The organism is Streptomyces reniochalinae (assembly GCF_003323735.1).
Classification (GTDB): Bacteria; Actinomycetota; Actinomycetes; order Streptomycetales; family Streptomycetaceae; genus Streptomyces; species Streptomyces reniochalinae.
This window is the reverse complement of record NZ_QOIM01000042.1, coordinates 135,528-157,708: the sequence shown is the minus strand read 5'-3', so window position 1 is coordinate 157,708 and position 22,181 is coordinate 135,528. Positions and strand designations below refer to the sequence as shown.

Sequence of the window (22,181 nt, the reverse complement as noted above, 5' to 3'; positions counted from 1 at the left end):
GCCCCCAGCCGACAACACCCCACGCATGCGACACCCCGAGCGGGTGGGAGGAACACCCTCCCACCCGCTCGTCGCGCGTGAACGCCCCGGCCGGGGCAGTGGTGACGCGGCCCCTCAGTGGGCCATCAGACCGCGCGCCACCAGCACCAGCGCCGCCTCCTCCGGCGGCGGGAAGCCCAGCCGGTTGTGCGCCATGTGGACGTGGTGGAGCAGCAGCTCGGCGCGGGGGACGGGGACACGGGCCGCGGCGCAGCGGTCCAGTACCCCGGCGGTCACCTCCACGTGGGCGTCCAGTCTGGCGCGCACCGCACCCGGGGGCCACGGTGCGTTCCGTACCCGTGACGCCAGGGAGTTGAGCCGCTGCCGGGTCTCGTCGGCCGGGAGGGCCATCCGCAGGCGGGCCAGCCAGCGGCGGCGGTGGGCCGTCCAGAAGGCGTCTCTCTCGCCCGGGGCCAGGCAGACGGTGACGAGTGCCTGGGTCAGGGCCACGGCGGCGGCCGCGCGGTCGTACGCGGCGGGGAGGGCCACCAGGTCCGTCTCTGCCAGCAGGGCGCAGCCGTCGGTGAAGACGTCCTCGGCGAGGCGGATGCCGCGGGCGCCGCCGTACTTGGCCAGCTCGGGCGCGTACGGCGCGGGGCTCACGCCGACGGGCTGGCGGCGCGGGGCCATGCTCGGTTCGGCCGGCAACAGCCCGCCGCCCGCCTCCCCCGCGTGGGCTTCCGCGTCATGCGGCAGGTCCGTCAGCAGGGCGCGCAGCTCGTCCGTGCGGGCGTGCAGCGCGTCGGCCTGGTCGGGCGTGCAGCGCAGGCGCAGCCGCAGGTGGTGGCCCGTCGCGTCCCAGAAGCGCAGGAAGTGCCAGGCGGGAGCGTCCAGCTCGGCGGCGCGGGCCGCCAGCCAGGGGAGGGCGGCGCGGACGGCCGCGTCCATGGCGCCCGGGCCGCCGGGGTAGGCGCGCACGTACCACCAGTCCGCCGCGGGCGCGCCGGGGACTTCTTCCGGCGGCGCGTCCTCGCCGGACGGGGCGGCGTGCGCGCCGCCCGGCGGCCGGGTCGCCGTCCCGGTGCCGGTGCCGGTCATCGGTCCTCCTCCCCGTCGGCCCAGTGCAGCAGGACGGCGTGTTCGGCGGCGCGCCGTTCACCGTCCGCGTCGCGCAGGGGGTGCTGGTGGTGTGCGGGCAGTGCCTCGACGAGCCGCAGGTGTCCCGTGTCGGGGGTGATCCAGTGGGCCAGTACGTCGAGCGAGACGGCCGAGTCCAGCCGGATCCACAGGGGTTTGCGGTCGTGGTCGGGGGACATGCCGCCGCTGGCGGGGAGCAGGTAGGCGAACAGTTCGCGTGGCATGCCGTGCCGGCGGCGGAAGGCGTCCGCCGCCGCGACGGTCTCCGCGTCGGTCGCGTCGGCGCCGAGCAGCGGCAGGTGGCCGACGGGGACGGTCCACTGGGCGCGCCGCGTCACCACGCCGCCCGCGCCGCCGAGAAGGGCCTCGCCGCGTTCCGTGGCGCCGTCGTCGCCCTCGCCTCCGTCGGGGGGTGTGGCGGCGCCCGCCGTCAGTGTCCGCCGCTCCAGGGCGACCACGCGGTCGGGCTCGCGTGGCAGCTGGAAGGGCATGCGGTAGTCCGACAGGGGCGAGCCGTTGACCCACGGGTCGGAGAGGACCGCCAGGAAGCGGGCGAACTTCGGGAACAGGTGGGTGGGCACCAGGCCGGTGTACGCGGCGGCCAGCGGAAGCCCGTCGGGGGCCAGCAGCGTGAGGGTGTCCTGGCGCGGGTCGTGGACGAGGCGGACCTCGGTCAGGTCGAGGGCGCCGGGTCCGTCGAGTTCGCCGGGCAGGGTGAGCGGTGGCAGCAGTCCGGCGGACTGGGCCTGCGCGGTGCCGCACTCGGTCCACAGCACGAGTTCGTGGTGGTGCGCGGCGTGCGGCCACAGGCGGCGCACGTGGCTGCGCAGCGCGTCGGCGAAGTCCTCGCCCAGCAGCCCCTTGAAGCGGGTGAGGAGGCCGCCGGTGCCGGGGTTGAACTGGTTGACGACGAGCCGCGGCCCCTCCACTCCGTCCGTCCCGTCCGGCGGCGGGGCGATGTGCTGGACCAGAAGGGCCGCCGACGGGGACGCGCTGCTGGGCCCGACGGGCAGCCACGCGCGCTCGGCCGGATCCTCGCGGGCGGCGAGGTCGAGGCGTACGGCGCGCTCCATGCCGGGGTCGCGGTCGGTCTCGGCGCCGCAGCGCATGGCGAAGCCGAGGACGTCCTCGCAGGTGCCGCCGCTGCCGTGGTCGGCGACGAAGCGGCGCACCAGTTCGTCGTAGAGGTGGGAGCGGAACAGCCGTGGCCTGAGCGCCTCGCCCAGCCCGCGCAGGTCGGCGGCGGTACCGGGGTCGTCGAGCACCGGCGGGAGCCGCAGGTCGCAGGCGGCGTCCTCGTACCAGACCTCGGTCGGCTCGAACCGGTCCCAGCCCGCTGCCCGCGCCCAGCCCCTGCCCAGCTCGCGCACCCGGGCGACCGCGGCGGCACGCCGCCGTGGCCCGTCGGTGGGGGGTCCGCCGGTGCGCGGCCCGTCGGTGCGGGGTCCGGCCGCGTCCGTGGCCGCTTCGCAGGCCGTACCCCGAACGGTCTGGGCGGTCTGGGCGGTCTGGGCGGACGGGGAGCGCCGGTCGTCCGCCATCGCTTCACGCTCGCCCTCGAGGACCCGCAACTCCCTGACGACGTCCAGCCCCGAGAAATCCGGACCCGGGGCCTCCGGGTCCGATCCGTCCCCGCCCCAGGCGTCGCCCGGCGCGCCCGGGGGCTCCGGGATCTCCAGGTGGCTGGTCAGGTCCGACAGGACGCGCACCGCGTCCTCGCCGCGCTGCCAGGGCGCGAGGGGGGACAGTACGCCGGTGTCGAGCAGGCGGCGGAAGCGGCCGAAGGGGTCAGCGCCGCCGAGTGTGCGCAGCACCGCCGCGTGGCCGAGGGAGCCGTCGTCGTCGCCGGCGCGGGCCAGGGCGCGGGCCCAGTCGGCGGCCGCGCCGGCCTCCACCACGTGGTCGTTGCGCCAGGTGACACCGCCCGTGGCGACGTACTCGGGGTGCAGCATCAGGGAACGCGCGGGCTCGCCGGGCCCGGTGCGGGCGGTCGCCGGGCGGACCGGGGCGGGACGGTAACGCAGCAGGGGCGCTGTCTGGGGGGCGCGGGCCAGCGCGTACAGAGCGGTGAGGGCGACCGTGGCCGAGACCTGGTGGACGGCGTGTCCCGCGTGGCCGCGGCCGGGGACGCCCACCGTCGTCAGCCGCGCGAAGGGGCTGGTCTTGGCGGCGGCGCGGACGGTGTACGAGTAGAGGGTGCGCAGCGCGCGCTGCCGCTTGCGGGTGCGGCGGGCGTTGCCGTAGCGCACCCAGTCGGGGGTGGCCAGGGCGAGGGAGTCGGCGAAGCCGGGGGCTTCGAGGGCGGCGCTCAGGGTCTCCTCGGCGGCGGCACGGTCGTCGGCGAGCGCCGCGTCGAGCGCGGTGGCGCTCGCCTGCCGGGCGGAGGTCAGCGTCTGCCAGCGGGCCAGCGCCTCGCGGGTCTCCTCGTCCGCGTGCGCGGCGACGCGTTCGCCGGTCGTCTCGTCCCAGCCGAAGGGGGCCAGCCGGTGGGCGGCGCGGCGGGCGGCGAGGACCTTGCGGCGCAGGGAGGTGGCGCCGTCACCGGCCGCGTCCAGTACGGGCACGAGGGCGTAGAGCGCGTCCTCCACCCGCGGGCGCAGCTCTTGAAGGGCGGCCTGCGCGTCGGCGCGTTCGTCGAGCAGCGCGGCGGTGCGCTCGGTGGGGCGCGGGCAGAACGCGGCGGGCAGCCCGGCGACCCGGGTCACCGCCACGCCGCCCAGCCTGGGAGTGAGCGAGGCGGTGGCCGCCCCGCTTCCTGGCCCGGAAGCGGGCCCGGTACCGGTCTCGCCGGTCGGGTGCGCGGTGCCGTCGCCGGCCTGCGCCTGAAGGTCGCGCACGGTCGTCGTCACTGGTTCCACACCCCCTGGACGCTGCTGTACGAGAACGCGGTGCCGCGCACCGCCGCGTAGGCCAGCACCAGCACGTACAGCGTGCACAGTGCCCCGTAGGCCAGGTGCAGTCGGCGCGCCGCGGGCGTCATGGCCGCCAGGTGGGAGGGCAGCGGGCGGCGCAGCAGGACGTGTTTGAGCAGGCCGAATCCGCGGCCGCGTGCGTCGACGGTGCCCATCCCGGCCTCCAGGGCGGCGTAACCGTCGCTGGGCAGCAGCGGGTTGAGGTTGGTGATGACGCTGAAGACCTGGAAGACGAGCATCGTGGCGGCCACGGTCGCCACCGTGCCGTTCGCGGTGACGGCCACCAGCCCGGTGACCCCGGCGACCCAGCCGTCGTTGACCGGTCCCGCCAGTGCCAGGACGACTCTGCTGCCGCGTTCCCGCAGCCGGTAGGCGTCGGTGCGGTCGACGTAGGCGAGCGGCATGAAGTAGAAGAGCAGCGCGAAGCCGAAGCCCCGTACGGGCACTTTCAGGATCTGCGCGACCATCGCGTGCGCCGTCTCGTGCAGCACGATCTGGAGCAGGAAGAGCACGAACGCGATCAGCGTCGTCCAGTGGGCGAGCCTGGGGTCGGCCGAGGGGCCCACGAACAGGGCCCACACGGCGACGAGGGTGCCGACGATACCGCCCGCGACGTGCACGCCCGCCAGCGCGCTGCCGGGCACCGTGCGCAGGACGGCGGCCACCGGCTCCAGCAGCCGGGGCATCACCGTGCGGCTGACGACGAAGCGGGGCATCATCTGGCTGCGCTTGCCGCGCCGCCCGGCGTGGTGGGCCCGCTGCGGCGTGGGCGAGCCGTCCAGCAGCCCGCTGTCGTAGAGGTTCTTCACGAAGCGGTCCAGCTCGGTGCGGGCCGCCTCGGGTGTCTTGGTGCCGCGCTGCGTCATCAGCGTGGCGATGTCCTCCAGGGACCGGGAGCCGTCGAGCCGCTGGACGAGCCCGGCGGCCGACCGGCTGAGCCGGTGGTAGATGCCGGAGTCCGCGTCGTACAGCAGCGGGTGGTCGTCCATCCCGCGGATGACTTCCAGGCCCTCGCGGAGTTTCGGTCGGGTGAGGGTCTCCATGCACAGCTCCTGTGGTGGCACGTCTCCCGGTAGCGGTTCGGCGGGCGGACCGCGGCTAGGGTCTTGCGTTTGGATATGGCTGGATCAGGGAGCGGGGTCCGGTGCGTGCTCTCGCAAGGCGGAGGAAGGAGTCCCTGCGTGGGGGCACCTCCCGGGGCGAGCGAAGCCGAGCCCTGGGGGAAGCGGCGACCGACGACAGCGCCGCGAGGCGCGGTACCGGGCGCCGCGAGCCCAGCAAGATCTGAACGACAGGCCCTAGCCTGAGCGTGCTCGCGGGTCGCGTCCGCGAGCACCCGGTTCCGGGGCGCTTCGCCCGCTCCGGAACCGGGGTTCACCTCAGCGCGCGGTCCGGTGTTCGCGTATCACCGGTCCGCTGGACGAACGGGGTGTCCCGTGCGTCAGTTGCCGTTGGAGGAGAAGCAGCCGGCCGTGCCCAGACAGGCGGCCGGGCAGCTGCCGCAGCCTGCGGTGGCGGCGCAGCCGAAGGTGGTGAAGGGGCTGTCCGATTCGGGCAGTGCCTCCAGTTCCAGGTCCTCGGCCCACAGTTCGAGCTCGACGCTGTTGTCCATGTGTGTCACCTCCTGTGCGCGACTCGTGGTTCACGGGGGTGCTCCCCCGGCTCTTGACGGCGCCGTGCGATCAGCCGTAGCTGGACGCGCACGACGAGGAGGAGGCGGTGCTCCAGGGGCAGGACGCGGAGCCCGCGGTGGTGGCGCTGGACCACGTGCTCAGCGCGGTGCCCTCACTCAGTTCCTCGACGGCGAGGTCGTCGTCGAACGCCTCGACGAACAGGTCGAGGTCGTCGCTGTTCTGCATCTCTCATCTCCTTTCTGCGTAGGGGTGTGCAAGCGGGTGGTGCGCTGTCCGGTCCGCTCGCGTCAGCCGATGCAGGACGCGCTGCCGACGGTGGCAGCGGACGAGCCCGGGCAGGACGCGGTCGACGCGGAGCCCGCGCAGGCGAAGCAGCCACCGGGCGCGTTGCCGTCCGGCAGCTCCTCGACGGCGAGTTCCTGGTCCTCGATGTAGAGGTCGAGCTCGAGGTTGTCCATGGCTTCCATGGGTGCTCCTCTTCCTGAGTAGGCCGGGTCCGGCGGGTTGGTCAGCCGTAGCTGGAGACGCTGGACGCGGTGGACGCGCTGGTCGCCGGGCACGAGGCGGTGCTGGCGCTGGTCGAGGTGGAGAAGCTGGCCAGGGCGTTGCCCTCGGGCAGTTCCTCCAGGGCCAGCTCGTCCTCGGCCACCGCGTACAGGTCGATGGCGTCTTCCATCGCGCATCCCTCCTTTCCTTGTCGGTGTTCTTCCACGGACACCGGACGGTGCCGGGTCGGTGCCCGGCCGCCGCGGACGGCGGCCGGTCGTGCGTCCGTGGCCCGTGCCGGGGGACACCCGTCACCCCGGGGCGGGCCCGCGGACGGTCAGGGGCCGGCCGCCGGGGGACCGGCGGGTGGCGCGGCGCCGCCGGGCGGGGCCGCGGGCGGGTGGCCGAGCGCGAGCGCGAACACCTGCTGCCTGCTGGTGCCGTCGGAGCGCAGCGGGGTGCGGACGGAGGCGGGGATGAATCCGGCGAACGCCGAGCCGGTGAGCCCGTGCGAGACGCCGGCGAGCCACATGGTGTGAACCGCCGCGCCCGCGCGGGTCAGCAGCGTCCGGTAGCCGTGGCCGCCGTCGCGCAGTTCGGCTGTGTGCGGGTCCACGGCGACGGAGACGATGGCGGGCGCGTCGCCGAACTCGGCCTGGAGGGTCAGGGTGCGGCGCCGCTCGGGCGGCGGCAGCTCCATGACGGGGCGGGTGGTGCGGGTCAGCCCGTCGAAGCGGTGCACGGCGGGTTCCATACCGGTCACCCGGAAGGCCACCACGGTGATCTCCAGCGGCGTGTAGGGCTGTTCGTCCGGCCACTCCTCGGCGTCGGCCGTGACCCCCTCGCCGACGATGTCCGCGAGCAGGGGCGCGGGCAGCGGCTCGGGCGACCAGAGCCGGCTCGCGCGCCGGGTGCGGAGGGTGTCCAGCAGATCGAGCCGTTCGGCGCCGGCCGTGCCGGGGCCGATGCGGGTGTCCGGGCCCAGCGGCCGCGGGTGGGCCGCGCGCTGGGGCGGCACGTCGGGGCTCGGGTGCGCGGGCGCGTGCTGGAAGGACTCGACGAGCTGGAGAGCGAGGTCGTCAGGGGCGATCACAGCGGCCTCCCGAGGTCGGTGACGGCGGTGACGGGCTCGACGCGCGGGTCCACGCCGAGCGCCGCGGTGACGGTCCGCTCGTCCCAGCGCCGCACCGGTGTGCGCGGCAGGCCGAGGGTGTGGCAGACGCGGCGCAGCGTCGCCTGGGCGCAGCCCGCGTCCAGGAGGGTGACCCGCAGCGCGAACGAGTGGTACTTCTTGGCGACCTTGCCCAGGTTGCCGGTCAGCAGCAGGGTCGCCGGGGCTTCTCCGGGGAGGTCCGCCGTCGCCTCGGCGCCGGGCGAAAGGAGGGCCAGCCGGTGGCCGCCGGGCACGTACCCGTAGATCCCCGGTGCCAGCCCGGGCACGTCGCGGACGGCGAGGTGGGCGAGGACGGAGCCGATGTTGCCGCCGCTGGGGGTCCAGCGGCGCAGGAAGTCGCCCTCGGGCTCCTGGACTCCGGCGACGGTGGCCAGCACGAGCGAGAGCGTCTCCAGGCCGGTGGTGGCCTCGCCCGCGCCGCGCCGCTCGGGGCCGAGGCCCGCGAGGCGGGCGGTGTCGGGCGCCGGCAGTGCGACCTCGGGGCAGACGGGCCAGGTCTTCTCCTGGCGTTGGAGCGCCAGGTTGGACGGCTTGTAGTGCTGCTGGTGGCCCTTGAGGTCCATGTACTCGTGCGGGGGGAAGCCGATGAAGGCCTCGTAGCGGGCGGCCAGCGGCGCGGTGCCCGGGCCGTCGTGTGCGGGCGCGAGCGCCGAACAGGTGGGGCAGCCGGGGCGGGTGGCGCCGCTGTGGCGGCGCTGCCCCAGATCGTCGAGGTCGACGGTCCGCCACTGGTTGGGGTAGGGGGAGGGAACCGCGCGGCCCAGGAAGCCGAACAGGTCGTGGGCGGCGAGCGCGGCGGTCAGCGCCGCAGCCTCGTCGTCGGTCTCGTGCTCGGTCTCGTGGCCGGCCTCCCCCGCGGTGGCCGCACCGGCCGTGGCCGTGCCCGCCGCGTTCCCGTCCGGCCTCGTCTCCTCCGCCAGGAGGCAATCCAGGCACGGCGTGTAGCGGGGGTGGACGAAGGGGCCGAGGTGGGCGGTGCCGTGCGCGGCGGCGATCCGCACGAGGGGGATCTCCCGCTCCCGGCAGACGGCGGCGGCAGCGGCCAGCTCGGCCGGCGGCGCGTCCGCGGCGACAGCGAGCGTGGTCCCCTCGGGCGGCGCCGCGTCAGGACCCGAGACGCGGGTGAGGGCGAGGGAGGGTGCGAGTTCGTCGGCCAGCGCGGTCGCCGTCGGGCCCGTGCCGTACAGCACGACCCGCGCGGAAGCCAACCGCAGCGCCCCCGCCTCCCACGAGGGGTTGGCGCCGGTGGAGTCGCCCATCCGGGAGAGGTAGTCGGCGAGTTCGTCCGCCAGGTCCTCGCCCGCCTTCGCCGCGGGCCCGTCCTGCGGCGGCGTGTCCTCGATGACGCCGCACATCCACAGCAGCGACAGCGCCTTGAAGACGGCGTTGGGGCCGATGCCCAGCTCCTCGGCGAGCGCGGTGCGGTCACGGGCGCCGTCCAGCAGCGGCAGCAGCCGGGGCAGCAGTGCGGTGGCGGCCTTTCCGCGGAAGACCTGCGGCGCCGGCAGCCCTTCGACGACCAGGCCGCCGCCGGCCTGGTAGCAGGCCACGCCCCTGCGCATCCTGGGCAGTGCGGGCACCGACAGCTGCGGGTCGCGCAGCGCCGCGGCGCCGGTCTGTTCGGCGGTGAGTACGTCCCCGTTGGCCATCGTCGTTCAGCTCCCCACCGGTGCGGCGTCGGTCAGCGGTTCGAAGATCCGCCAGGAGAGGTCCTCGCCTCCGCGCGCCGGACGGCAGCGCGGGCACTGGTCGACGGCGACGACGCGGTGGCGCGCGGTTCTGCCGTCGGCGAGGTTCACGGAGCGGACGTGGGCAGCGGCACGCGGCCCCTCAGCGCCGGCTTCGCCGCTCTCCCCGGCCCCGGCGGCGGCGTCCGGGCCGAACAGGTCGCGGACGGCGGCGCGGGCCAACGCGACGGCCATGCCGACGTGGTGGGGCGCGTAACCGGTCACGCGCTCCGCGCCGGGCTCGTTGCTCTCGCGGCGGCGTGCCTCGGCGGGCAGGGGCGAGCGGTCGTGCTGGGCGCGGCGCCGGGTGAAGCAGCGGTGGCAGGCGCCGGCGCCGGGCGCGACGGCGGGGCCGCAGCGCAGCTCGACCGGCTCCAGCTCGATCGGGAACCAGGGCACACCCCAGGCGTACGCTGAGCTGTCCAGCGCCTCGGCCAGCGCGGGGCGCGGATGGTCGGTGACCAGCACCAGCAGGTCGCTGACCGGCCAGAAACTCGGGTGGCTGCCCTCGTCGACGCCCATGACGACGGCGCCCGTGTACGCCTTGGCCAGGCGCTCGGTGACGGCGTGCCCGAAGGCTCCCGCCGCGAGAAACAGCGGTCTGCGGGGACCGGTCGTTCCGGTGTGCATCGCTTCTCCTGCCCGGGTGGTGGATGGGGACGCGCGGGTGGCGGCGCGTGGCGCGTCAGGCGAACGGCTGCGGGAGCGGGGTGATCTCGTCCTCGGACAGCACCGGATGCCCCATGGCCCGCGGTGCCTCGTACAGCCTCGGGTGGCCCAGGTAGCGGGCCCGGTGCACGAAGGAGAGCGGCATCAGCTGCGGCACGGCCACCCGCACCGCGGTGGCACCGACCTGGCGCGCCTCGTCGGTCGTCAGGTCGACGGCGACGACCTCGCAGCCCCGGGCGTGCAGGCGCCTGAGCAGCCAGGACAGCACGGTGTGCGGGTCGGTGGCCGCGGGGCGCGGAAGTGCGGACAGCGGCCGTTCCCCGCGCTCGCCCTCCAGCAGGAACGAGAAGCGGTCGCGTGCGGCCACAGGGCCGGCCTCGGCCGCTCCCCCGACGACGTTGACGAGTTGTTCGGCCCCGCCGTCCGCGCCCGTCTCCGTGGTGGCGCTGGTGGTGATGTGGTGGCGCAGCGCGATGCGCAGCGAGGCGGCCTCGCGGTAGAGCTTGGCGACGGCCTCACCGGGGTCGGGGTCGCAGGTGGCGGCGACGACCTGGGCCAGCGCGGGGTCGGAGTCGGCCAACTGCACCCCGTAGATCACGGGGATGCCGAGGTCGGTGGTGGCGTCGAACAGCTGGGTGCGCACGTGCGGGTTGTCGGCCCGCTCGACGAACTGGCGCTGCTTGGGCGTCAGTCGCTCGACGTCGAGGGTCAGCCGGGGCAGCCGCAGCCGTTGCAGCCAGGTCAGGGCGATCGAGTCGCGTTCGACGACCTCCAGCAGCCCGTTGACGACGGCGGAGGTCACGTCCGTGTGCACGGCGCAGCCGGTGGAGACCGGATGGCTGACGCGCTCGCCCAGCGCCTCGGGCGGGTTCTTCAGCCACACGTGCACCGCCGGCACCCACACGGGCCGCCGCCGGGTGAAGGACCAGCCGCGTACCCAGCGCATCGGCGCCGTGGGGTCGGGCCCGACCAGGCCGTGTCCACCGGCCGCGAGTTCGGCGGCCGACAGCCTGGGCCAGGCGTCCAGCGGCACCGCCTCGTCGCCGAGTTCCTCGGCGGTGGCCCAGCGGTAGCGGTCGGCGTCGCGGGCGCACGAGGAGTACCGCTCCAGGGACTCGGCGACCGCCAGCAGCGCGGCACGCTCGGGTGAGAGGTCACCGCCCGCGCCGTCGAAGTTGCCGTGCTCGGCTCCCAGGTCCCAGTCCTCGTGCCCGGTCAGCACGTGCCCGGGGTCGCCGAGGGAGGCCGTGAAGATGGGGAAGTCGGGGTCGCCGGGGCTGCCGGGGAGCCGGATGGCGCCGCTGACCAGCCCGTACGGCGAGACGAGGTCGCCCATCCTGCGCAGCGAACCGGGCGGCTCGGCGGTCGCGGCGTCGAACCGCGGCGCGCCCTCGCCGGTGTGCGCGGCTGCGTCGGTCGCGGTCCCGGTGGGCGGTGCGGTCGCGGTCCCGGTGCCGGTCGCGGGTGCGGTCCCGGAGCGTTCGGGTGTCGTCGTCGGATGCATCAGTTCTTCTTCTCCGTGTCCCAGCGGAAGGCGCGGACGGCCGCGAAGGTCAGCACGGCGGCGGTGGCGGCGATCAGCAGCCAGTCGAGCCACTGCGCGTGCCGGGTGACGCCGCCGGTCACGTCGTGCCGCAACGCGTCGCCCAGGAGCGCGACCGGGTTCCAGGACAGGACGTCCGCGAGCCCGTCGGGCATCAGCTCCAGCGGGAAGAGGACGCCCGAGCCCATCAGCAGCAGGGGGGTGAGCAGCCCTGAGATGGCGTTGGTCAGCTCGGGCGAGCGCAGGGTGCCGCCCAAAAGGAAGCCCACCGACATCAGCAGCCACATGCCCAGCGCCGTCGTCAGCAGCATCGTCAGCCCGGACAGCGGCGTGAGCAGTCCCAGCGCCGTGGCGGCGACACCCGCCACGGCCAGCAGCGCCAGGCCGAGCGCGCCCCGCGCAGGCAGCAGCGAGGTGAGGATGGCCTGCGGCCTGGCCGGGGTGGTGCGCAGCAGCCGCAGTGTGCCGTTGGCGCGGAGCGAGACGAGGGTGCCCGCGGTGGCGGTGAGGGCCAGCGACATCAGGGCGAAGACGAGAACTCCCGGCACCACGAACGGCATGGGCTCGAACGGCGGTGTGCCGTCGGTGCCCAGCGCGTCGATGCCGCGCCCCTCCCAGCCGGTCTGCGGAAGCGCGTCGCGCAGCGCGGTCACCACCGAGGGGCTCTCCGGGTCGGTGAGGACTCGCAGCGTGTCGCCGTCGGCGGTGGGCGCGACGACCGCGTCCATGCCCTCGGGCGCGCCGCGCGGCGAGTCGAGCGCGGTGACCTTCGACCCGTCACCGAGTGCGTCCGCCAGCTGGGTGGCCTGGCTCCCGCTGCCCACCACGGCGATCTTGTACGGGCCGCCCGCCCACGTCAGCTGCATGATCGCGACGAACAGTCCGGCGAGCAGCACCGGGAAGACGACGCTGAAGAACAGCGCCATCGGATCGCGGACCAGCTCCTTGGTCATGCCCTTGGCCAGCGGTGCGAACTGCCCCCGCGTGCCCGCGCCGCCGCTCGTGCGCGGCCCTGCGCCCGGGTGCGCCGCGCGGGCCGCCTCGCTGGTGCCGGCCTCGTCGCCGGGCGCGCCGTGCGGACCGTTCGCCCTGGTCCTGCCGGTCTCGACCGTGCTCACTGCTCGCTCCCCTCGCTCGCGCGGGGTCCTTCGGTGCCGGTCGCGGCGAGGAAGGCGTCTTCCAGCGTCGGCCGGTGCACGCGTACGTCGGCCTGGGGCGCCCGCTCCTCGAACCAGGCGACGGCCCGCTCGGGGCGCTCGGTCGCCACGCTGAACCGGGGGGTGCCGCCGCCACCTGCCCGCTCGTGGACCGCGTCGGCGCCGAAGTGTCCGCGCGCGGCCACGGCGAGGCCCTCTTGGTTCGACCTGACGGTGACCGTGCTGCCCTGGGTGAGGTCGCGCACGATCCGCGCCGGGGAACCCGAGGTGAGCAGCCGCCCCTCGTGGAGGATGGCCAGCCGGTCGCACATCTCCTCGGCTTCCTCCATGGCGTGCGTGCTCAGCAGGAAGGTCGTGCCGCGGGACCTGGCCCGGTTGATGACCGCCCAGGCGTCGCGGCGGGCGTGCGGGTCCAGCCCTGTGGTCGGCTCGTCGAGGACGACGAGCGGGGTGTTGCCGACCAGCGCGGTGGCCAGCAGCAGCCGCTGCTGCTGACCGCCGGAGAGCTTCGCGGCGCGGGTGCGCGCCTTCTGGCCGAGGCCCAACTCCTCGATGAGTGCGGGCACCGGACGGGGCTCCGGGTACAGGGACGCCCACATCAGCAGCGTCTCCTCGACGGTGAGACGCGGGAAAAGGCTGGTCTTCTGCGGCTGGAGGGAGAGGGCACCGCCCAGCCAGGTTCCGCCGCGCGGCCCGTCCTCGACGTCCCTGCCGAGTACGCGGACCCGGCCCTGCGCGGGCCGCAGCAGCCCGGTGACCGCCGCGATGGTGCTCGTCTTGCCCGCCCCGTTGCGGCCGAGCAGACCGAAGACCTCACCGCGTCCGACGGTGAACTCCACGTCCTTTACCGCCGTGAAATCCCCGTACCGAACGGTGAGTCCGCTGACGGCGAGCGCATGCGAGGCGCCTTCTTCGGTTTCTTCTGAAATCGACGATTTCGGGCGTTCGCTTTGCTCTTCAATCCTGAACATAGACGCTGCATCCCCACGTCACGCGCATTACGTCGGCACGTTCTGCGCTATGCGTCCTGTCGGCTGGTCGGCGGTGAACGCGGCCAATGCTTGCCCCCTCGCGGCGGGCACGGCAAGAGGTGTTCGGAGACACCGAAACCCGGGAACCGGACTGCCGCGACAGGCAGTTGAGCACGCAACCGACGTGGCCGGCGGCCCACTGCCCGTCAGGCTCCTTGTGTCGCAGGTGGCTTGGGCGGAATAGTGGGCATCCGACATACGGATACCGCGGGATGACCTCCCACGCCCGGGCTGCACCGCTCGCAACGCCCTTGTGTCCGGAAAACACCGAGTTTGCGTAATTTGCTACACGGGGAGACTCAGTGAACGATCGGATGCTTCGCGCATTTGTGACCTGCGCACGCACAGGCAGCGTCACCAGGACCGCCACCGAATTGGGCTACTCGGCAGCCAGCATCAGCGATCAGATAAGACAGCTCGAAGTCCACACCCAGCAGCCGCTGTTCCGCCGGACACCGGGAGGCATGAGCCTGACGGAGACGGGTAGGCGGATGGTTCCGGTCGCGCACGACATTCTGTGCCGGATGGACCTGCTGTGCCGTACGCGGCCGTCGTCCCGGCACGCCTGTCGCGCGCACGCGGGAGAGCGGCCCGAGCCGATGCGAAAAGCAGGCGCCGCTTAATACGCGTGGATTGACGCGAGTCCAATAAGGCTATTCGCGTCCGAAAAGAAGAGAAGAAGGCGGGGAGCGATGGGCGAAGCATCGCTCCCCGCCTTCGGCTCGCGGCCTCACCGCTCGCCGCGCACGGCCCGGCGCGTACTGCTCGAGGGGCCCAGCCCGGTGCGCACGCGGCTCGGTGTGCACCGCCGGCGCGTGCCGCACCCCCGCGTGCCGCACCCCGCGTTCGGCTAGGCACTGTCCGCAGGCAGCCGGTCCGCCTCGACACCGCGGGCGATCTCCCGCAGGCAGGCGCAGTGCTCCTGGAAGACCTCCCTGCCCTTCGGGGTGGCCGACAGCCAGGTGCGCGGGCGCTTGCCGAGATACCCCTTCTCCACCTCGACGAGCCCTGCCTCCTCCAGCGTCGCGGACTGCTTGGAGAGGGCCGAGTCGTTGATCTCCACCGCGTCCCGCACGAAGCGGAACTCCAGTCGCTCCGCGGAGGCCAGCGCCGCCATCACGGAGAAGCGCACCGGGGACTGGAGCAACGGGTCCAGCCGGTGCCTCGGGTGGCGCGTGGCACTCATCGGCGTCCACGCGCCCGTCGCGCCAGCAGCGCCGCGCCACCGCTCCAGGCCCCCAGCACCACGAACGACGCCCACCACCAGGCGGCCGGGGCACCTCCGCTCCACACGGATCCGACGACGACCGCCGCCACGTACAGCGCCGTCCAGCCGAGGCTGAAGACGGCGTGGAAGCGGCGGAAGTCGCGGGTGACGACGGGCCGCGTGCCCGCGTACCCCATCGCGGCGATCCCGAGGACGGCGCCCACCGCGTTGAGCGTGACCCCGACCGCGGGTTCCGTCCGTGCGGCCGCCGCGGCCCCGAGCAGCAGCAGCGTGTAGAGGAGGAAACCGAGCAGGTACCGCCCGTACCACTGGGCGTGGGCCCGTCGCCCGACTCCCTGCACCGCGTCCCGCCGCGCCAGTGCGGCCCGCGCTTCCGCTGCCTCCATGACATGCCTCCCCGTGCTGACGATCCCTTACGTCTTGCACGGTAGCCATCTACTTTCCACGTTGGCAAGTAGTTGTCACCGAAGCATCATGTCGAGTCCGCAGGAGAGGGCGGCGGGGAAGGCCGGCGCCGCGTCGCACACGACTGCCGCCCGGCCACCCCCTCCGCCCTCTTCTCCCCCGATCCCCCCACTTTCCCCCGATCCCCCGTGTTTCCCCCTCAACCCCCCGATTCCCCCTCCCTCCCCGCCCCCGTTCCCCCACCGTCCCGGTGCCTCACCCGGCCGGTGCCCCGCACCGCCCCCCGGCCCGTGCCCGGCACCGCCCCCTGCCGGTGTGAGGCACCGGGACGCTTCCCCGTTCCCCCTCACCACGCATACTGGCGGTCCCACCGCCCTCCCCGCATTGCCGGAACCCGGCAGAGTTCTCTAGGGTCTGCGTGCCGGACGGCGTCAAGAAACCGTTAAGAGACGCGCGGTCCGGCGGAAACCTCAGGACGACGGAGCACGGGGCAGCGGATGAGCCGAACGGCGGAGATACCGCAGGAGTACCTGGCGGGATACGCGCAGATCCTGTCGGAGGTGTGCACGAGCGGACGGCGGCTGACCCGCGACGAGTTGGAGGCCCGGCGCGCACTGGGCGAGCGGGCCGCCGACGCGGGATACGGACTGCGCGACCTCGTCGGCGCGCATCTGAAGGCGACCCGCGCCGCGTGGCCCTCTCTGCGGGGTGACCCCGACAGTCTGCTGGCCGGGATGCACCAGGCCGTCGACGCGGTGGCCGAGGGGTACGAGCGCGCCCAGCGGCAGGCCGTCCGCCAGGAGGAGGCGGCGCGCCGGGAGTTCATCGACGACCTGCTCCACGGCCGCAGCGACCTGGGCAGGCTCGCCGAGCGCGCCGAACGCTTCGGGCTGCGGCTCTCGCACAGCCATGCGGTGGCCGTCGCACACGGCCCCGTCGCCTACGACGAGGGCGACCCGGTGGCGCGGCAGGTCGAGCGGGCGCTCATCGCCCGCTTCCAGAACCGCAACACCCTGCTGACCACGAAGGACGGCAGGCTCTTGTGCGTCGCGCCCGGCGACCAGCCCGATGTGCTCACCCATTTCGCCAAGCACAGCTACGCCGCCACCGACGGCGGCCAGGTGGCGATCGGCCGGGTGCAGCCGGGGCCCGGCGGCGTGGTGCAGTCGTACGAGGAGGCGCTCAGTGTGCTGGACCTCGCGGAGCGGCTGGAGCTGGAGGAGCCGGTGCTCTACGCGGCGGATCTGCTCGTCTATCCCGTGCTGACGCGCGACCGGCAGGCGATGGCCGACCTGGTGCTGGCCGCCCTGGGCCCGCTGACCACGGCGCGCGGCGGTGCGCAGCCGCTGCTGGAGACGCTGACCGCCTACTTCGACACCGGCTGCGTGGCCGCGGAGGCCGCTCGCCGGCTCTCGCTGAGCGTGCGGGCCTTCACCTACCGGCTGGCACGAATCGAACAGCTGACCGGTGCCAGCCCCACCGACCCCTCCCACCGCTACATGTTGCAGACCGCGGTGATCGGCGCACGTCTGCTCGACTGGCCCGCCACACCGCTGCGTTCCCCCTGAGGAGCGGCTCAGCTCTTCTCGGGGAGCGCCTCGCCGCGGGCGGTAGCGTGCCCGGCATGAGCACCCACACCTCCAACGGGCCCGCACAGCCGGACCCCGGCGACTCCCCCGGTTTCTGGGAGGAGCGCCACATCTGCTTCCTCGCCACCCCGCGGCCCGACGGCACCCCGCACCTGGTGCCTGTCGGGGTGACCTACGACCCGGCGACGCGCCTGGCACGGGTCATCAGCAGCCGCTCCAGCAAGAAGGTGCGCAACGTGCTGGCCGCGGGCCCCGGCGTGCGGGTGGCGGTCAGCCAGGCGGAGGGGCGTCGCTGGTGCACGCTCGAGGGGACGGCCCTGGTGCGCGAGGACGCGGAGTCGGTGGCCGACGCCGAAGCCCGCTACACGCGCCGCTACAAGCCGCCGCGCCCCAACGCCGACCGGGTCGTCATCGAGATCGCCGTCGACCGCGCGTTGGGCACGGCCAAGCCCCCCGGCTGGTGACCCACGCCCAACACCGCACAAATGCCCCATACCTGTGACGCTTGTCTCCAACGGTTACGTCACACCCGGTTTTACCGATCTCCGCGCACCCGCATCACCAGCACAGATGCCGCCATTGCGTGTCAAGCGCCAGGAAGGATCTTTGCGGTCACTAATTGGAGCATCCGGACAGCTGTGCCTACTGTCGCTCCCGCTCGACACGTTCGTCCGAACTCCTGGGCGAACAGCCGCGACCGTAAGGAACGAAAGACCATGCTGTTCTCCGGCAAGGGCCGTCACCGTCGACCCACCAAGGCCGTGCGCATCGCCACCGTGACCGGCGTCGCCGGCGCAGCCGTCGCCCTTCCTCTGGTGTCGGCCACGGGTGCGAACGCCGCCTCCGTGGACACCTGGGAGAAGGTCGCCCAGTGCGAGTCCTCCGGCAACTGGCAGGCCAACACCGGCAACGGCTACTACGGTGGCCTCCAGTTCAACAACTCCAGCTGGGCCGCGGCCGGCGGCACCAAGTACGCGCCGCGCGCCGACCAGGCCACCAAGGAGCAGCAGATCGCCGTCGCCGAGAAGCTGCTCGAGATGCAGGGCCCGGGCGCCTGGGCCTGCGCCGGTGCCGGCGGCCTCACCTCCGGTGGCCCCGCGGCCGACGTGAACCCGGACGGCGGCAGCGACGGCGGCTCCCAGCAGCAGGCACAGCCGCAGCAGAAGCAGGCGCCGCAGCAGGAGCAGCAGCGCCCGCAGCAGCAGGCCGAGCCGAAGCCGGCGCAGCCCTCGCAGCCGCAGCAGACCCCCAAGAAGGGGCACGGCAACTACACCGTCAAGTCCGGTGACACCCTCAGCGCGATCGCCGAGGCGCACGACACCACCTGGCACCAGGTGTACGAGGACAACAAGTCCACCGTCGGCGGCGACGCCGACCTCATCTTCCCCGGCCAGAAGCTCCAGGTCAGCTGAGACCCTCCACTTCCCCGCGGAGACCGCCGTGGCCCGTGCCTCTTCCCCCGAGGGCACGGGCCACGGTCCTTTCTCCCCTCACGCCTTCGCCCGCGCCCTCCCCGCGAATCGGTCCGCTGGGAGGGCGCCAGGGCTCTCCTCAGCGCGCCCGCTGGGCCCTGCCGCTCCTGGCGTTCGCGGGCTGAGACGTACCAACCCCCCTGCCGGCTCCCTCCGCCGGGGCGGCGGGCCGGCTGCGAGGCGGGGCGGGGCAGCCGGTCACGGAAGGGCGGTCGGGGCCGGACTCCAGCCGGGAGCCAGCTCGTCGAGGAGCGCCGCCGTACGCGGCGGTACGCCCCGCACCGGATCCGCCCTCTCGACCACCCACCGCACGGCCTCGTCCAGCGCCGCGCGCTCCCCCGTGGCGTGCGCGGCCCGCACCAGCTGCTCCCACAGCCGCTCGTCCGCGGGGGCGCTGTGCAGCGCCGACCGCACGGCACGCACGGCGGCGTCGGGCGCGCCGGCCCTGAGGTGTTCGGTGGCCAGGGCCAGCCCGATCTCGGCGACGAGCACGGGGTGCTGCGCCTCGGCGACGTGGTGGGTCAGCCAGCCGTAGCGCCCCGCGGGCCGGTCGGCGAGCAGGGGGCCGCGGGCGAGGTCGAGCGCGTCGGTCAGCTGCGCCCGGCGCACGACGGCGGACAGCCTGGCGCCGCGTTCGCCGGTGCAGCCGTGGTGGAGGGTGCGCAGCACGTCCCAGTCGGAGACGACGGAGCGCCGCAGGACCAGTCGCCCGTCGTCCGAGGTGAGGAGCCGGGGCGCGCCGTCGCTCTCGTGGCCGAGCCAGTGGCGCAGCCGCTCGACGAGTGCGTCGCGGACGTCGTCGGTGACGCCCCTGGGCCACAGCGCCGAGGCCAGTACGCGGGGGTGCACTCCGTCGCGGTTGAGCAGCAGGAGCGCGAGCGCTTCGTGAAGGAGGGGCCCGCGGTTCTCCTCGGGGGTTTGGACGCCGGTGACCTCGTAGCCGCCCATCAGGCGCGCGTAGACGGCGGGGCGCCCGCTTTCGCTGAGGTCGACACGGAAGCCGGGGCCCTCGCTGCCGCCGGCCTGCGTGTCGTCGGTGTCGGCGAAGAGTTCGAGGACCGCGGCGCGCAGGTCTCGGGGGAGCTGCTGGGCGCGTACGTCGAGGCCCATGCGGGGGGCGGCGAGGGTGCCGTCGTCGTCGATCTCGAACTCCCACACGACGCTGGGCATGGGCAGCCGGCCCGGGGAGACGCCGACGACGAAGCCGTCGGCGGGGGCGCTCGCGCCCGCGTCCCCTTCGGTGGCGAGTGCGGCGAGGCGGCGCGCCTCCTCCCCGGTCGGTTCGGCCCCGACGAGCACCACCCGCTGCCGCCCGCCCGTGTCCTCGTGCGGCGCCGAGGGCCCCCGCTGTGCGGAGGGCTCCCGCTGCTCGGCGAGCAGCGCGGGGACGTCGGGCAGGTGGCGCATCCGCTCGGGGGCCAGCGCGGTCAGGTCCTCGCCGAAGCCGACGAGGGTGAGGTGGAGGTTCCGCGACCAGGTGCCGGTGGCGAGTTCGGCGGCGACCGAGGCCAGCACGGCCTCGCGCAGCGCCGGATCGCCCGCGACCGAGACCAGTCCCGGCACGGACTCCACGTTGAGCAGGAGCCGTGCCCGGCCGCGCAGCCCGAGACCGACCAGCCCCGGATAGGGCGGTGCCTGCGCGGTGTCGACGTCGAAGCGGGTGTGGGCGCGCTGGATCGTCCAGAAGGCGTCGCTCTGCCCGTAGCGCCAGGGTGCCGGGGGTTCGCCCGCCGCCGCGGCGAGTTGGAGGTGCAGGTCCTGATCGGTCAGCCACGCGGCGTAGACGACGGGCAGCGGGCGGCCGGCCGCGCGCAGGTCCTCCGCCAGCCCGCGCAGCGCCAGATCGAGGAAGCGGACGGCGCCGGGGTCGGCGCCGACGAGGAGCGCGTCACGCGCCTGGGCCGCCGGATCGGACGGGGGTGCGAAGTCGTCGGCGGGGGCGCGCCGGGTGCCGCCCGTGACGGTACGCCACAGCGCCGTGCGGCGCCTGCGGCCCAGCGCGGCGAGGATGCCGGCCGCCAGCAGGGGCGCGCCGAGCAGCGCTTCGGGCAGCCCGACGGGGCCGAGCGCGGCGCCGTCGGCGTGCTCGTCCCGCGGGGAGGGTCCGGAGTGCGCATGGCCGGCTTCGGCGCCGTCCGCGCGGTCGAGGTCCGTGGGGGTGTCGTCGCCCTGTCCCTCTTCCCGGGCGCCGTTCCCGGCTCCCTTGGAGTCTTCCCCGTCTCCGCCGCGGCCGTCCGGGCCGTCGGCCGAGGGGGTCTGGCCGCGCGCGCCGTCACGCGGGCTCTCGGGCGTGTCCGTCCGGGTGTCGTCCGGCTGGTCGATGCCGGACCCCGGGCCGCCGTCCTGGTCCGTACGGTCGCCGAGGTGGTCAGGACGCGTCGGCTGCCGGTCGGCGGGCCCCTCGGGGACGGACTGCTCCTGGCGGTCGGGGGTGTGTTCGTCCGGTGCGACATCCACGGTCTCGTCCGGGCCGCCGCCCTGGGCGGAACCGCCGTCGTCAGGACCGACGCCGCTGTCGTCCTGCCCGTGGGTGCCGTCGTCCGCGTGGCCGCCGCCGTCGTCCTGGGCGTCCGGGGCAGGCTGCATGGGCGGCCGGTCCGTGCTGCTGTCGGGCACGCTGGGCTGCTCGTCGGGGTGGTCGGCGCCGTCGCCCGTGCCCGCGTCGTCGTCGACGCCGGGCCCTGTACCGGTGCCGTCCGCGTCTCGGCCCGGGTCAGCGTCGGCGTCGGCGTCGGCGTCGGCGTCGGCGTCGGCGTCCGAATCGTCGGGCGTGGTGGGACGGTCCGGCTGCTCGGTGCTGTCGGAGGGCTGATCCTGCCCGTCCCGCTCCTCCTGCCCGTCCCGGTGGGTGCCGTCGTCGCCGCGGCCGCTGCCCTCCGCCTCCCGGTCCTGCGAGCCGCCGTCCCGCCCGTCCCCGTCCCGGGAGCCGCCGTCCCGGGAGCCGTCGTCCTGCGAGCCGCTGCCGTCCTGGTGGCCACCGCCGCCCTGGCCGCCGTCCGCCCGGTCGTGGCCGCCACCCGCCTGGTAGCGCTCGTACTGGGCGCGTTCCCGCTCGCTCAGTCCGTCCGTCTCCTCCGGCATCTCGACGAGTTCGCCGCCGTGTGCGTCGGCGGGCATCTCCATGATCCAGCCAGGCCGGATGAGGCTGGCCTCCGAGAGCCGGGAGCCGTCCGGCTGCAAGCGGTCCTTGTTGAGGCGGTAGATCTCCTTGTAGCGGCGGCCGTCGCCCAGGTGACGCTGGGCGATCTCCCACAGGGAGTCGTGGTGGCGCCCCTCGGGCGGCTGGATACGGTAGAACTTCGTGCCCGCGTTGCTGCCGTCGCCGGCCAGGTCCCGGGTCGATGCGGGAAGGGCCGCCCTGTGCTGCGTGCCGGCGCCCGCCAGGACGACGTCCGTGCCGGAACCGTGTCCGCCCATGGTGGAGAGCCCGGCGCCGTCCGCGTGCGCCGCGCCCGTGGGTGCCTGCTGCGTGCCGGGCGTCAGCTGGGCGGAGGCCACGGTCTGCTGCGGTTGGTGCGGCTGCATGGTGTGGCCGAGCTGCGCGAGGCCCGGGGCGAAACTCCCGGTGGTGGAGCCCAGCAGCAGCAGCGCCGCGATCAGTTGGCGGGCCAGCAGCTGGCTCGGGCCCGCGCCCGGCACCCGTGCGGGCAGTCCGACACCCGAGAGCGCGGCTTTCGCCTCGACCAGGACGCAGGCGGTGAACTGCGCCCACGCCAGCCACACCACCACGGTGAGGACGTTGATGAAGACGCCGACGCTCACCTCGTCCCGCAGCATGTCGAAGGACGGCATCCGGCGCGGCAGCGGCCAGCCCAGGAAGGAGGCCAGCGCCAGGGGTACGCCGACGACGAGCGCGGCGAGCGCGACGAACGCGAGGAAGGCCTTGAGCACGTCCCCGGTCGTGCGGCGGGTGCGCACGGGCACGGGCGTGCGCGAGCGCGAGCGGGATCCGGACCCGCGCGGGTCCGGTGCCGGTGTCGAACTGCGGCGCGCCATCTCGTGTGCTCCTGGGGTGAGAAGTGCGGTCGGGATCGGAAG

20 protein-coding genes are annotated in these 22,181 nt (G+C 74.6%); 4 read left to right on the top strand and 16 right to left on the bottom strand.

Annotated features, from left to right (window positions below):
• Nucleotides 1-114 precede the first annotated feature (114 nt).
• The 13 genes from DQ392_RS26075 to DQ392_RS26015 form a co-directional block, all read right to left on the bottom strand.
• Nucleotides 115-1,077 (bottom strand): lantibiotic dehydratase C-terminal domain-containing protein, encoded by a 963-nt coding sequence (locus tag DQ392_RS26075; protein WP_114018167.1) that lies wholly within the window; start codon nt 1,075-1,077, stop codon nt 115-117.
• Nucleotides 1,074-3,965, bottom strand: a complete 2,892-nt coding sequence (locus DQ392_RS26070) for a hypothetical protein (RefSeq protein ID WP_114018166.1) — start codon at nt 3,963-3,965, stop codon at nt 1,074-1,076. Before DQ392_RS26070 ends, DQ392_RS26075 begins: the two co-directional genes overlap by 4 nt.
• Complete coding sequence (locus DQ392_RS26065) at nt 3,962-5,071, bottom strand: PqqD family peptide modification chaperone (protein ID WP_114018165.1); 1,110 nt, start codon at nt 5,069-5,071, stop codon at nt 3,962-3,964. The genes DQ392_RS26070 and DQ392_RS26065 overlap by 4 nt, the downstream gene beginning before the upstream one ends.
• A gap of 398 nt (nt 5,072-5,469) precedes the next feature.
• Entirely contained in the window at nt 5,470-5,640 is a 171-nt protein-coding gene (locus tag DQ392_RS26060; protein ID WP_114018164.1) for a thiocillin family RiPP, read from the bottom strand.
• Nucleotides 5,641-5,710: 70 nt separating this feature from the next.
• Entirely contained in the window at nt 5,711-5,887 is a 177-nt protein-coding gene (locus DQ392_RS26055; RefSeq protein WP_114018163.1) for a thiocillin family RiPP, read from the bottom strand.
• Nucleotides 5,888-5,949: 62 nt separating this feature from the next.
• The gene (locus DQ392_RS26050) at nt 5,950-6,129 is read right to left on the bottom strand and encodes a thiocillin family RiPP (RefSeq protein ID WP_114018162.1); all 180 of its coding nucleotides are present in this window, start codon (nt 6,127-6,129) and stop codon (nt 5,950-5,952) included.
• A 41-nt stretch (nt 6,130-6,170) separates the two neighbouring features.
• Complete coding sequence (locus DQ392_RS26045) at nt 6,171-6,338, bottom strand: thiocillin family RiPP (RefSeq protein ID WP_114018161.1); 168 nt, start codon at nt 6,336-6,338, stop codon at nt 6,171-6,173.
• A 147-nt stretch (nt 6,339-6,485) separates the two neighbouring features.
• The gene (locus DQ392_RS26040; protein ID WP_181856591.1) at nt 6,486-7,241 is read right to left on the bottom strand and encodes a nitroreductase family protein; all 756 of its coding nucleotides are present in this window, start codon (nt 7,239-7,241) and stop codon (nt 6,486-6,488) included.
• A complete protein-coding gene (locus DQ392_RS26035; RefSeq protein ID WP_114018160.1) occupies nt 7,238-8,971 on the bottom strand; it encodes a TOMM precursor leader peptide-binding protein in 1,734 nt (577 codons plus the stop codon). The genes DQ392_RS26040 and DQ392_RS26035 overlap by 4 nt, the downstream gene beginning before the upstream one ends.
• 6 nt (nt 8,972-8,977) lie before the next feature.
• Nucleotides 8,978-9,679, bottom strand: a complete 702-nt coding sequence (locus DQ392_RS26030) for a TOMM precursor leader peptide-binding protein (protein WP_114018159.1) — start codon at nt 9,677-9,679, stop codon at nt 8,978-8,980.
• A 55-nt stretch (nt 9,680-9,734) separates the two neighbouring features.
• The gene (locus DQ392_RS26025; RefSeq protein ID WP_114018158.1) at nt 9,735-11,222 is read right to left on the bottom strand and encodes a YcaO-like family protein; all 1,488 of its coding nucleotides are present in this window, start codon (nt 11,220-11,222) and stop codon (nt 9,735-9,737) included.
• Entirely contained in the window at nt 11,222-12,379 is a 1,158-nt protein-coding gene (locus DQ392_RS26020) for an ABC transporter permease (protein ID WP_114018157.1), read from the bottom strand. Before DQ392_RS26020 ends, DQ392_RS26025 begins: the two co-directional genes overlap by 1 nt.
• Nucleotides 12,376-13,257, bottom strand: coding sequence for an ABC transporter ATP-binding protein (locus DQ392_RS26015; RefSeq protein ID WP_181856590.1), 882 nt, complete (start codon nt 13,255-13,257; stop codon nt 12,376-12,378). Before DQ392_RS26015 ends, DQ392_RS26020 begins: the two co-directional genes overlap by 4 nt.
• A 506-nt stretch (nt 13,258-13,763) precedes the next feature.
• Here DQ392_RS26015 and DQ392_RS36290 point away from each other — a divergent pair.
• Nucleotides 13,764-14,072 (top strand): LysR family transcriptional regulator, encoded by a 309-nt coding sequence (locus tag DQ392_RS36290; RefSeq protein WP_114018155.1) that lies wholly within the window; start codon nt 13,764-13,766, stop codon nt 14,070-14,072.
• A 227-nt stretch (nt 14,073-14,299) separates the two neighbouring features.
• Here DQ392_RS36290 and DQ392_RS26005 read toward each other — a convergent pair whose 3' ends face one another.
• The gene (locus tag DQ392_RS26005) at nt 14,300-14,635 is read right to left on the bottom strand and encodes a winged helix-turn-helix domain-containing protein (RefSeq protein ID WP_114018154.1); all 336 of its coding nucleotides are present in this window, start codon (nt 14,633-14,635) and stop codon (nt 14,300-14,302) included.
• Nucleotides 14,632-15,063: a hypothetical protein gene (locus tag DQ392_RS26000; RefSeq protein WP_114018153.1), complete on the bottom strand. Its 432-nt coding sequence runs from the start codon at nt 15,061-15,063 to the stop codon at nt 14,632-14,634. The genes DQ392_RS26005 and DQ392_RS26000 overlap by 4 nt, the downstream gene beginning before the upstream one ends.
• Before the next feature lie 516 nt (nt 15,064-15,579).
• Between DQ392_RS26000 and DQ392_RS25995 the strand changes: the two genes are divergently transcribed.
• The 3 genes from DQ392_RS25995 to DQ392_RS25985 all read left to right on the top strand — a co-directional run bounded on the left by DQ392_RS25995 (nt 15,580) and on the right by DQ392_RS25985 (nt 18,083).
• Nucleotides 15,580-16,650 (top strand): PucR family transcriptional regulator, encoded by a 1,071-nt coding sequence (locus DQ392_RS25995; protein WP_114018152.1) that lies wholly within the window; start codon nt 15,580-15,582, stop codon nt 16,648-16,650.
• 56 nt (nt 16,651-16,706) lie between these two features.
• Nucleotides 16,707-17,135: a pyridoxamine 5'-phosphate oxidase family protein gene (locus DQ392_RS25990; RefSeq protein WP_114018151.1), complete on the top strand. Its 429-nt coding sequence runs from the start codon at nt 16,707-16,709 to the stop codon at nt 17,133-17,135.
• Nucleotides 17,136-17,387: 252 nt separating this feature from the next.
• Nucleotides 17,388-18,083, top strand: a complete 696-nt coding sequence (locus tag DQ392_RS25985; RefSeq protein ID WP_114018150.1) for a LysM peptidoglycan-binding domain-containing protein — start codon at nt 17,388-17,390, stop codon at nt 18,081-18,083.
• A gap of 258 nt (nt 18,084-18,341) precedes the next feature.
• Here the strand turns inward: DQ392_RS25985 and DQ392_RS25980 are convergent, their stop codons facing one another.
• Nucleotides 18,342-22,139, bottom strand: a complete 3,798-nt coding sequence (locus DQ392_RS25980) for a BTAD domain-containing putative transcriptional regulator (protein ID WP_114018149.1) — start codon at nt 22,137-22,139, stop codon at nt 18,342-18,344.
• Nucleotides 22,140-22,181: the final 42 nt, after the last annotated feature.

Bases quoted from the DNA above. Each gene is read 5' to 3' on its own strand.
- DQ392_RS26075 (WP_114018167.1), bottom strand. From the start codon at position 1,077: ATGACCGGCACCGGCACCGGGACGGCGACCCGGCCGCCGGGCGGCGCG.
- DQ392_RS26025 (WP_114018158.1), bottom strand. From the start codon at position 11,222: ATGCATCCGACGACGACACCCGAACGCTCCGGGACCGCACCCGCGACC.
- DQ392_RS26060 (WP_114018164.1), bottom strand. From the start codon at position 5,640: ATGGACAACAGCGTCGAGCTCGAACTGTGGGCCGAGGACCTGGAACTG.
- DQ392_RS26005 (WP_114018154.1), bottom strand. From the start codon at position 14,635: ATGAGTGCCACGCGCCACCCGAGGCACCGGCTGGACCCGTTGCTCCAG.
- DQ392_RS26050 (WP_114018162.1), bottom strand. From the start codon at position 6,129: ATGGAAGCCATGGACAACCTCGAGCTCGACCTCTACATCGAGGACCAG.
- DQ392_RS26045 (WP_114018161.1), bottom strand. From the start codon at position 6,338: ATGGAAGACGCCATCGACCTGTACGCGGTGGCCGAGGACGAGCTGGCC.
- DQ392_RS26000 (WP_114018153.1), bottom strand. From the start codon at position 15,063: ATGGAGGCAGCGGAAGCGCGGGCCGCACTGGCGCGGCGGGACGCGGTG.
- DQ392_RS26035 (WP_114018160.1), bottom strand. From the start codon at position 8,971: ATGGCCAACGGGGACGTACTCACCGCCGAACAGACCGGCGCCGCGGCG.
- DQ392_RS26065 (WP_114018165.1), bottom strand. From the start codon at position 5,071: ATGGAGACCCTCACCCGACCGAAACTCCGCGAGGGCCTGGAAGTCATC.
- DQ392_RS25980 (WP_114018149.1), bottom strand. From the start codon at position 22,139: ATGGCGCGCCGCAGTTCGACACCGGCACCGGACCCGCGCGGGTCCGGA.
- DQ392_RS25990 (WP_114018151.1), top strand. From the start codon at position 16,707: ATGAGCACCCACACCTCCAACGGGCCCGCACAGCCGGACCCCGGCGAC.
- DQ392_RS25985 (WP_114018150.1), top strand. From the start codon at position 17,388: ATGCTGTTCTCCGGCAAGGGCCGTCACCGTCGACCCACCAAGGCCGTG.
- DQ392_RS25995 (WP_114018152.1), top strand. From the start codon at position 15,580: ATGAGCCGAACGGCGGAGATACCGCAGGAGTACCTGGCGGGATACGCG.
- DQ392_RS26055 (WP_114018163.1), bottom strand. From the start codon at position 5,887: ATGCAGAACAGCGACGACCTCGACCTGTTCGTCGAGGCGTTCGACGAC.
- DQ392_RS36290 (WP_114018155.1), top strand. From the start codon at position 13,764: ATGCTTCGCGCATTTGTGACCTGCGCACGCACAGGCAGCGTCACCAGG.
- DQ392_RS26030 (WP_114018159.1), bottom strand. From the start codon at position 9,679: ATGCACACCGGAACGACCGGTCCCCGCAGACCGCTGTTTCTCGCGGCG.